The following is a 6,854-nucleotide window of genomic DNA, read 5'->3' on the forward strand; positions in this document are numbered from 1 at the left end:
CTAATGAAAATGCGGGTGAAAAATACTTATTGTCAAGCGAATTGCCAATTCACCTGTGAATATAATAGAACACGGATGACGCCGATGAAACTGATTATCACTGTTTTTTTATCCGTATAAATCCGTCGCATCCGTGTCATCTGTGTTCTATTTACAAAATCCTCCCAAACTTTTTATCCAACTCGTGCAATGTAAGTTTCAACGTAATCGGTCTTCCGTGCGGACAAACGTGTGGGATTTGTGTTTGCGAAAGTTGTTCAAGAAGTGAACGCATTTCTTCGTATAATAATGCGTCGCCTTTTTTTATTGCCGCTTTACACGCAAACGTTTTTACCAATGCTTCACGCGCGTCAATTTTTACTGCAAATTCTTCTTTGAATTTATCCAGCACTTCACGAAAAATATTCGATTCTCTTCCGACACGAACATCACTCGGGATTCCTTCAATAACAAGCGTTGTCTTTCCAAAAAACTTTAATTGAAAACCGAGTTTTTCAAAATTCAATTGTTGCTCGCTGACAAGTATTGCATCGGCAGAAGTGAGTTCAAATGTCAAAGAAAAAAGTAATTGCTGCGAAGACGGAGCATTTGTTTCAAATAAGTACAAATATTTTTCGTAGAGAACTCGTTCGTGCGCCGCGTGTTGGTCTATTATTGTTATTCCATCGTTCGCTGCACAAAGAATGTATTGATTGTGAACTTGTTGAAGAGGAATTATTTCGCTTTTCGTTACAGAAGTTTGTTCAATTTCTTTTTCAATTGATGAAGAAGAAATCGTAGAAAGAAATTCTTTTGTAAAACTTAAAATACTTTGACGAGGAAACGAAAATTGTTGCGGCGGAGATTGAAGAAAAAAATCTCTTTTCGTTTCAGATGAAGTTTGCGAAAAACTACTTCGTATATCTGAATTCGTAAATAGTAATTCAGGAATCACTTCTCCATCACTCAACGTTTTCCTCACCGCAGAAAGAACGAGACGATACACGCCATTCTCATCATCAAACTTCACTTCCATTTTCGACGGATGAACGTTCACATCAACTTTCTTCATATCAATGTTGATGAACAAACAGAAAAACGGAAACGAACCTTTCTCCAGCATATTTTCATACCCTTGAAACACTGCGTGCGATAAATTCTTGCTTTGAATGATGCGTTTGTTCAAAAAGAAAAATTGCTCGCTTTGTGTTTTCAGAAAATATGTTGGTTTACCGATAAATCCTTCAACGGAAATTATTTCATTTCCTTCCGAAACAGGAAGAACATTTTTCGAAACCGATTCACCGAATAACGCATTCAATCGTTCGGGAAGTGTTTGAGAAGGAAGACTGAAAATTTTTTCGCCATCGCTAACAAAGAAAAATTTTACATTCGGAAAAGCAATTGCAATTCGCTGAACAACATTGACGATATGACGAAACTCCGTCGAATTCGATTTCAGAAAATTTTTTCGTGCGGGAGTATTGAAAAATAAATTCCGAACTGCAAGCCACGTTCCGATTTCTGTTGCAATTTTGGATTGTTCGGTAATAGTATTTCCATCAATCTTTACAAGCGTTCCGACATCGTTTTGATTTGTTCGCGTTCGCATCTCCACTTGTGCAACTGCAGAAACAGATGCAAGTGCTTCGCCGCGAAAACCAAATGAATGCAATTGTTCTAAATCTTCAAACGAAGAAATTTTACTCGTCGCGTGTCGTTGAAATGCAAGAAGCGCATCATCATCGCTCATTCCCATTCCATTATCAACAATTTGAATGAGCGACTTTCCGCCGTCTTTTATGATGATGTGAATTTCCGTTGCATCAGCATCGAGAGAATTTTCGAGAAGTTCTTTGACAACCGACGACGGACGATTGACAACTTCTCCTGCGGCAATTTTACTCGCAACGTGTTCGGGAAGGATTTTTATTGAGAAAGAATTCAATGAAGGAAAAAAATTATTGTGCCGTTCGAACTCCAATTCCGGGCAAATCCGAAAGAAAAAGTTTTCCTTCGATGTTCGAAACACCGAGAAACGGGTCGTTTGAAATTAAAATATTTCCGTCAAGGTCGCAATAATCAACAAGAGGTGAAAGTTGTGCTGCTGCAGAAATTCCAACCGAACTTTCAATCATACATCCGAGCATTACTTTCATTCCCAAAATTTTTTTTGCTGTATAAATTAAGTGAAGTGCATTTTTAAGTCCGCCGCATTTCATCAATTTCACATTGATACCATCAAAATATTCTTTCAACGCAGGGAGTTCGTGAACCGATGTGCAACTTTCATCTGCAATGATGGGAAGACGTGAACGACTTTTCAACCATAACATTCCAATATTATCTTTCGCTGGAAGTGGTTGTTCGATAAGTTCGACTCCGTGTTGCCGCATAAAACTAATTTTTTCCAACGCACGTTCTTTCGGAGACCAACCCTCATTCGCATCAACATACATAATTTTATCTGTTTCGGTGCGAATTGCGCTTATGATTTCTTCATCATTTTGAACGCCAACTTTAACTTTGAGAATCGGATAATCGCGTGCTTCGCGTACTTTTTGAATAATTTCATCTATGGTCCCTGCACCGATTGTAATTGAGGTTTTAGGTAAATTGTTCTTTCGAAATCCCCAAAGTTTCCAAAGAGGAATATTTAATCGTTTACCAATCCAATCATTGAGCGCAATATCAATCGCGGCTTTTCCAGCATAACTTCCCGGTGCTAATGCTTGCAAATATTTTTGAATATCCTCAACGACATAAGCAGAATCAAATTGCTCAAGATTTATTTTTTGAAAAAACTGAATTGTGGATTCGATAGTTTCGCCATATCGTTCTGAAGGAGATGCTTCACCAACTCCTGTGATTCCGTCGTGCTCTAATTCTACATATAAAACTTCCTGCACTGAACGCGAATTACGGGAAATCGTAAAAGTATGTTTGAGTTTCAGTTCCTTTTTGTAAAAAGAAAATTTCATGGTGTGTACTCTGTACCAACGAGTGCGTTGATAAATTGGTTAGCATCGAACTGCTGTAAATCATCAATCCTCTCTCCCACTCCAATATACTTGATAGGAATTTTCAATGTTTGGTGAATTGCAATTACAACACCACCTTTTGCTGTTCCGTCTAATTTTGTAAGAATCAAACCGTTCACATCAATTGCTAAAGAAAATTGTTTCGCTTGTTGTATTGCATTTTGTCCTGTTGTAGCATCGAGAACAAGCCAAACATCGTGCGGCGCTTCAGGCATAAGTTTTTTCATTACGCGTGAAATTTTTTTCAATTCTTCCATTAAATTGGTTTTGGTATGCAATCGTCCAGCTGTATCTACGAGAAGCACATCAATATTTTTTGCAATTGCCGATTGAAGCGCATCAAATGCAACGGCGGCAGGATCTGCTCCTTGCGCTTGCTGAATAATATTCACACCCGCGCGTTCCGCCCATATTGCCAGTTGCTCGTTTGCTGCTGCTCGAAATGTATCTGCTGCAGCGATGAGAACTTTTTTTCCATCTTGTGTAAAATTGTATGCAAGTTTCCCAATCGTTGTCGTTTTACCAACTCCGTTCACTCCGACAATCATTACTACGCGAATTTTTTCTTGATTTGAAATCGGATTTGATGTTTCGTTGATAAATACTTTTTGCAATTCATCGTTCAATAAAATGAAAACATCATTAGTAGTTTTATATCCTACTTCTTTTATTCGCAATCGTAATCCTTCGATAATTCTTTCCGTTGCATCAATACCAACATCAGCCGATAGCAAAATTTCTTCCAATTGTACAAGAAGTTCATCATCAATTGTTGATTTTGTTTGAATGATGTTTTTTACTTGCTGAACAATCGTATCGCGTGTTTTTGCAAGTCCTTCTTTTAACCGTGAAAATAATCCCATAGAAATTTTATGAAGTGCGGTGAATTGTTTCTAAAAAACGTTTCAAATATAAAACAAATGAGAAAACTAAAAGTACAGAACTAATGACGAGTAAAACAGTAAACAGTAGTGAGATTGTTTGCGGTTGAAAAAGCGAAACGAGAATAGTGCAAGCAACAACGACAACCGTCCATTTTCCTGTTTGGTTTGAAACGAGGAGTATTTTTTTGGAAAACTTCATATACATTCCTCCGGAAAAAATAAGAACATCACGAATAATGATTAGCAACAAAAACCAAAGCGGAATTTTTCCGAGAACGGTTAGTGCAATACCAATTACTCCAATACAAATTTTATCCGCAAGCGGGTCAAGAATTTTTCCGAAATCAGTTACCTGATTTCGTTTTCTTGCTAAATATCCGTCGAAAAAATCGGTACATATAGCAAACAACATTAGTATCAGTGAAATATTTCTTCCGCTTTCTGTTTGTTGGAAAAGAAACCATCCAATCGGAAACAATAAGAGAATTCTGCTTGCAGAAAGTATGTTGGAAATATTCCAATGGTGATGAACGCACATAGTACGAATAAAAAACACCCGTTGGAAAATTCAACGGGTGTTCATTTACATTCTTGTCATTTAATCTTGAAAAAAAAATGCTGCCGAAACAACCTTTTCAATCTCATTCTGTTTTGCAACATCCCGGAAGATTTTCATACGCATCCAGATTTCGCTTTTTATCGTTTGCGTCATATCCAACATCAGTAATTGCTTTTTCCAATGAAACAAGGTTCGTTTTTGTTGAAAGGAATTCGATAGTCGCAATTTTTTTATCAACGTTAACATTAACAGAATTTACGCCGTCAATTTTTTTCACTGCTTCTGTTATTGCATTTGAACACATATCGCAAACTACCGTATTCACGGCAATTGAAGCCGATTCAACTTTAGGTTGTTCTTGTGTTTGATTTTGTTGCTGACTGCAACTTGTTAAAATGAATATTGTAATTATTGAAAGAAATAGTTGTTTCATACGTTTGGTTTAGGTTATTGTAAAAAAATCTATTCTGTTCTGCGTTTCCAGTTTTTTATCGGAAGTTCATTGATACGAACCTCATTTCCCTCTATTGTACTTGGTACTGGGTCAGGAGGATATTTTTGACATACTCCGCATCCGCCAGAAAATTCTAAATTATCCAATTTCCATTTCGTCCCGCAACTTGAAATCAATTCCGTTTCATCTGTTGAAAATGAAGTTGAGCCGCAGGGTTCACACATTCCAACTGCGGTTACTAATTTCCCTGCAGGGGAAATATATGCGAGTACAATTTCATCCCATGTACTATTATGATAGACAAATTGTACAATTTTCTTATCTCGAACTATGTTTAAATCAAAACGTATTATTCCATTTTTAATCTGAACATCCTTTTTGCTTAACACATAAGGTGATAGTTGCAATCCGAAGTATGGAGATGCCATTGCGATTTCCGGCTGTTGCGATATTACCGGATGTGGACCACCGGGAAGATAATGTAAAAACACATAAATCAAAAAAAACAAAATTATTGTAGCAAGTAATGAATACAACGTTTTTGCTTTGCTCGAAAATGGTCGAGAAACTTGAAACGCCGCCGAAGGAATACCTTGCGACGGCGTTTGTATTTCTATTTGCGAACCGCAATTTGGACAAATTGTCTCGTCGCGCTGCAATAATGCTCCGCAATTTGAACATTGAGAGTTCATTATTTCAATGAAATTTTATTCTGAATCTTTTTTCTTTTCTGATTCCTTCGTTTCTGTTTTTTCTGCTTCTTTCATTTTTTGAACTTTTGAAGATTTGTGCTTCATTTCTTTGTGTGTTTTTGAGTCATCACAATTCTCCATTGATTCATCACAATTTTCCATTGCTTTTTTGTCTGTTGCTTTCATTACTTTTCCATCTTTTGCACAGCAAGACATTTTCGGTTTTTCTTTGCTTTTTGCTTTGACATTTTTTTCTTCAGCAAAAGAAGTTACGACTGCAACAATGAGTAAGAGAGAAATAATAGATAGTAGTTTTTTCATAAGAGTGTTTTTTTTGATTATAGTTGTTAAAATGTTTAGAAAAACGTGGACAAATATACAATAATGAATATGCAATTTCCAATTTGAATAAAGAAATTTTTCACTTCAAACAGGTTATCGTTACTTCGGCGAGTTAATCAACGTGTCCTTTGGTAACTTGGTCAATCGGAGCGGTAAGTAAATCGCCCCAAAACCCTTGTCCCGATGCAATGCGAATTTTTTGTTTCATATATTTTTTTACCACGAATTACACAGATACTACACAGATGTTCACGAATCTTATCCGTGCAAATCAGCGATTCATTCGTGTAATTCGTGGCTAATTATTTTTTTTATACAACCCTAATATGCAATTCTTTCAATTGTTTCTCATCCACTTCACTTGGCGCATCGTCCATCAATGAAAGTGCGCTGGAAGTTTTCGGAAATGCAATCACATCGCGGATAGATTTTGAATTACTCATCAACATTGCAATTCTATCGAAACCAAACGCAATTCCTCCGTGTGGCGGCGCTCCGTACTTAAATGCTTCGAGCATAAATCCGAATTTTCGTTTCGCTTCTTCTTCACCAATACCGAGCAGCGAAAACACTTTACTCTGCAATTCCGAAGAATGAATACGAATACTTCCACCGGCAATTTCATTTCCGTTGAGAACTAAATCATACGCACGCGCTCTTGCTTTGTTCGGTTCGCTATCGAGTAAATGCACATCGTCACTTTTCGGGGCAGTGAACGGATGATGCATTGCCACAAAACGCTTTTCTTCTTCGCTATATTCAAACATTGGAAATTCTGTAACCCACAAAAATTTCATTTGTGATTCGTCAAACAAATTTCTTTTGCGAGCAATTTCCAAACGTAATGTTCCGAGCCACGAAAATGTATTACCCCAACTTCCCGAAGCAAGTAAAATCAAATCG

8 protein-coding genes and 1 pseudogene are annotated in these 6,854 nt (G+C 37.0%); all 9 read right to left on the reverse strand.

The window, feature by feature from the left end:
- Positions 1-151: 151 nt before the first annotated feature.
- Positions 152-2,011 carry a DNA mismatch repair endonuclease MutL gene (mutL, locus tag FJ218_05785; protein MBM4166411.1) on the reverse strand — a complete coding sequence of 620 codons (1,860 nt, stop codon included), beginning with the start codon at positions 2,009-2,011 and terminating at the stop codon, positions 152-154.
- Positions 1,941-2,960, reverse strand: a complete 1,020-nt coding sequence (locus tag FJ218_05790) for a dipeptide epimerase (GenBank protein MBM4166412.1) — start codon at positions 2,958-2,960, stop codon at positions 1,941-1,943. Before FJ218_05790 ends, mutL begins: the two co-directional genes overlap by 71 nt.
- Positions 2,957-3,883, reverse strand: a complete 927-nt coding sequence (ftsY, locus tag FJ218_05795) for a signal recognition particle-docking protein FtsY (protein MBM4166413.1) — start codon at positions 3,881-3,883, stop codon at positions 2,957-2,959. The genes FJ218_05790 and ftsY overlap by 4 nt, the downstream gene beginning before the upstream one ends.
- A gap of 7 nt (positions 3,884-3,890) precedes the next feature.
- Positions 3,891-4,442, reverse strand: a complete 552-nt coding sequence (locus FJ218_05800) for a CDP-alcohol phosphatidyltransferase family protein (GenBank protein MBM4166414.1) — start codon at positions 4,440-4,442, stop codon at positions 3,891-3,893.
- A 103-nt stretch (positions 4,443-4,545) separates the two neighbouring features.
- Positions 4,546-4,896 (reverse strand): heavy-metal-associated domain-containing protein, encoded by a 351-nt coding sequence (locus FJ218_05805; GenBank protein ID MBM4166415.1) that lies wholly within the window; start codon positions 4,894-4,896, stop codon positions 4,546-4,548.
- Between the two features lie 29 nt (positions 4,897-4,925).
- A complete protein-coding gene (locus FJ218_05810) occupies positions 4,926-5,609 on the reverse strand; it encodes a DUF2318 domain-containing protein (protein ID MBM4166416.1) in 684 nt (227 codons plus the stop codon).
- 15 nt (positions 5,610-5,624) lie between these two features.
- Positions 5,625-5,930 carry a hypothetical protein gene (locus tag FJ218_05815; GenBank protein MBM4166417.1) on the reverse strand — a complete coding sequence of 102 codons (306 nt, stop codon included), beginning with the start codon at positions 5,928-5,930 and terminating at the stop codon, positions 5,625-5,627.
- Positions 5,931-6,066: 136 nt separating this feature from the next.
- Positions 6,067-6,159, reverse strand: a pseudogene (locus FJ218_05820) (DUF1446 domain-containing protein).
- A gap of 103 nt (positions 6,160-6,262) precedes the next feature.
- On the reverse strand, positions 6,263-6,854 hold a 592-nt coding region (locus FJ218_05825; GenBank protein ID MBM4166418.1), incomplete at its 5' end, for a hypothetical protein.

The organism is Ignavibacteria bacterium, assembly GCA_016873775.1.
Lineage (GTDB): Bacteria > Bacteroidota > Ignavibacteria > UBA10030 > F1-140-MAGs086 > JAGXRH01.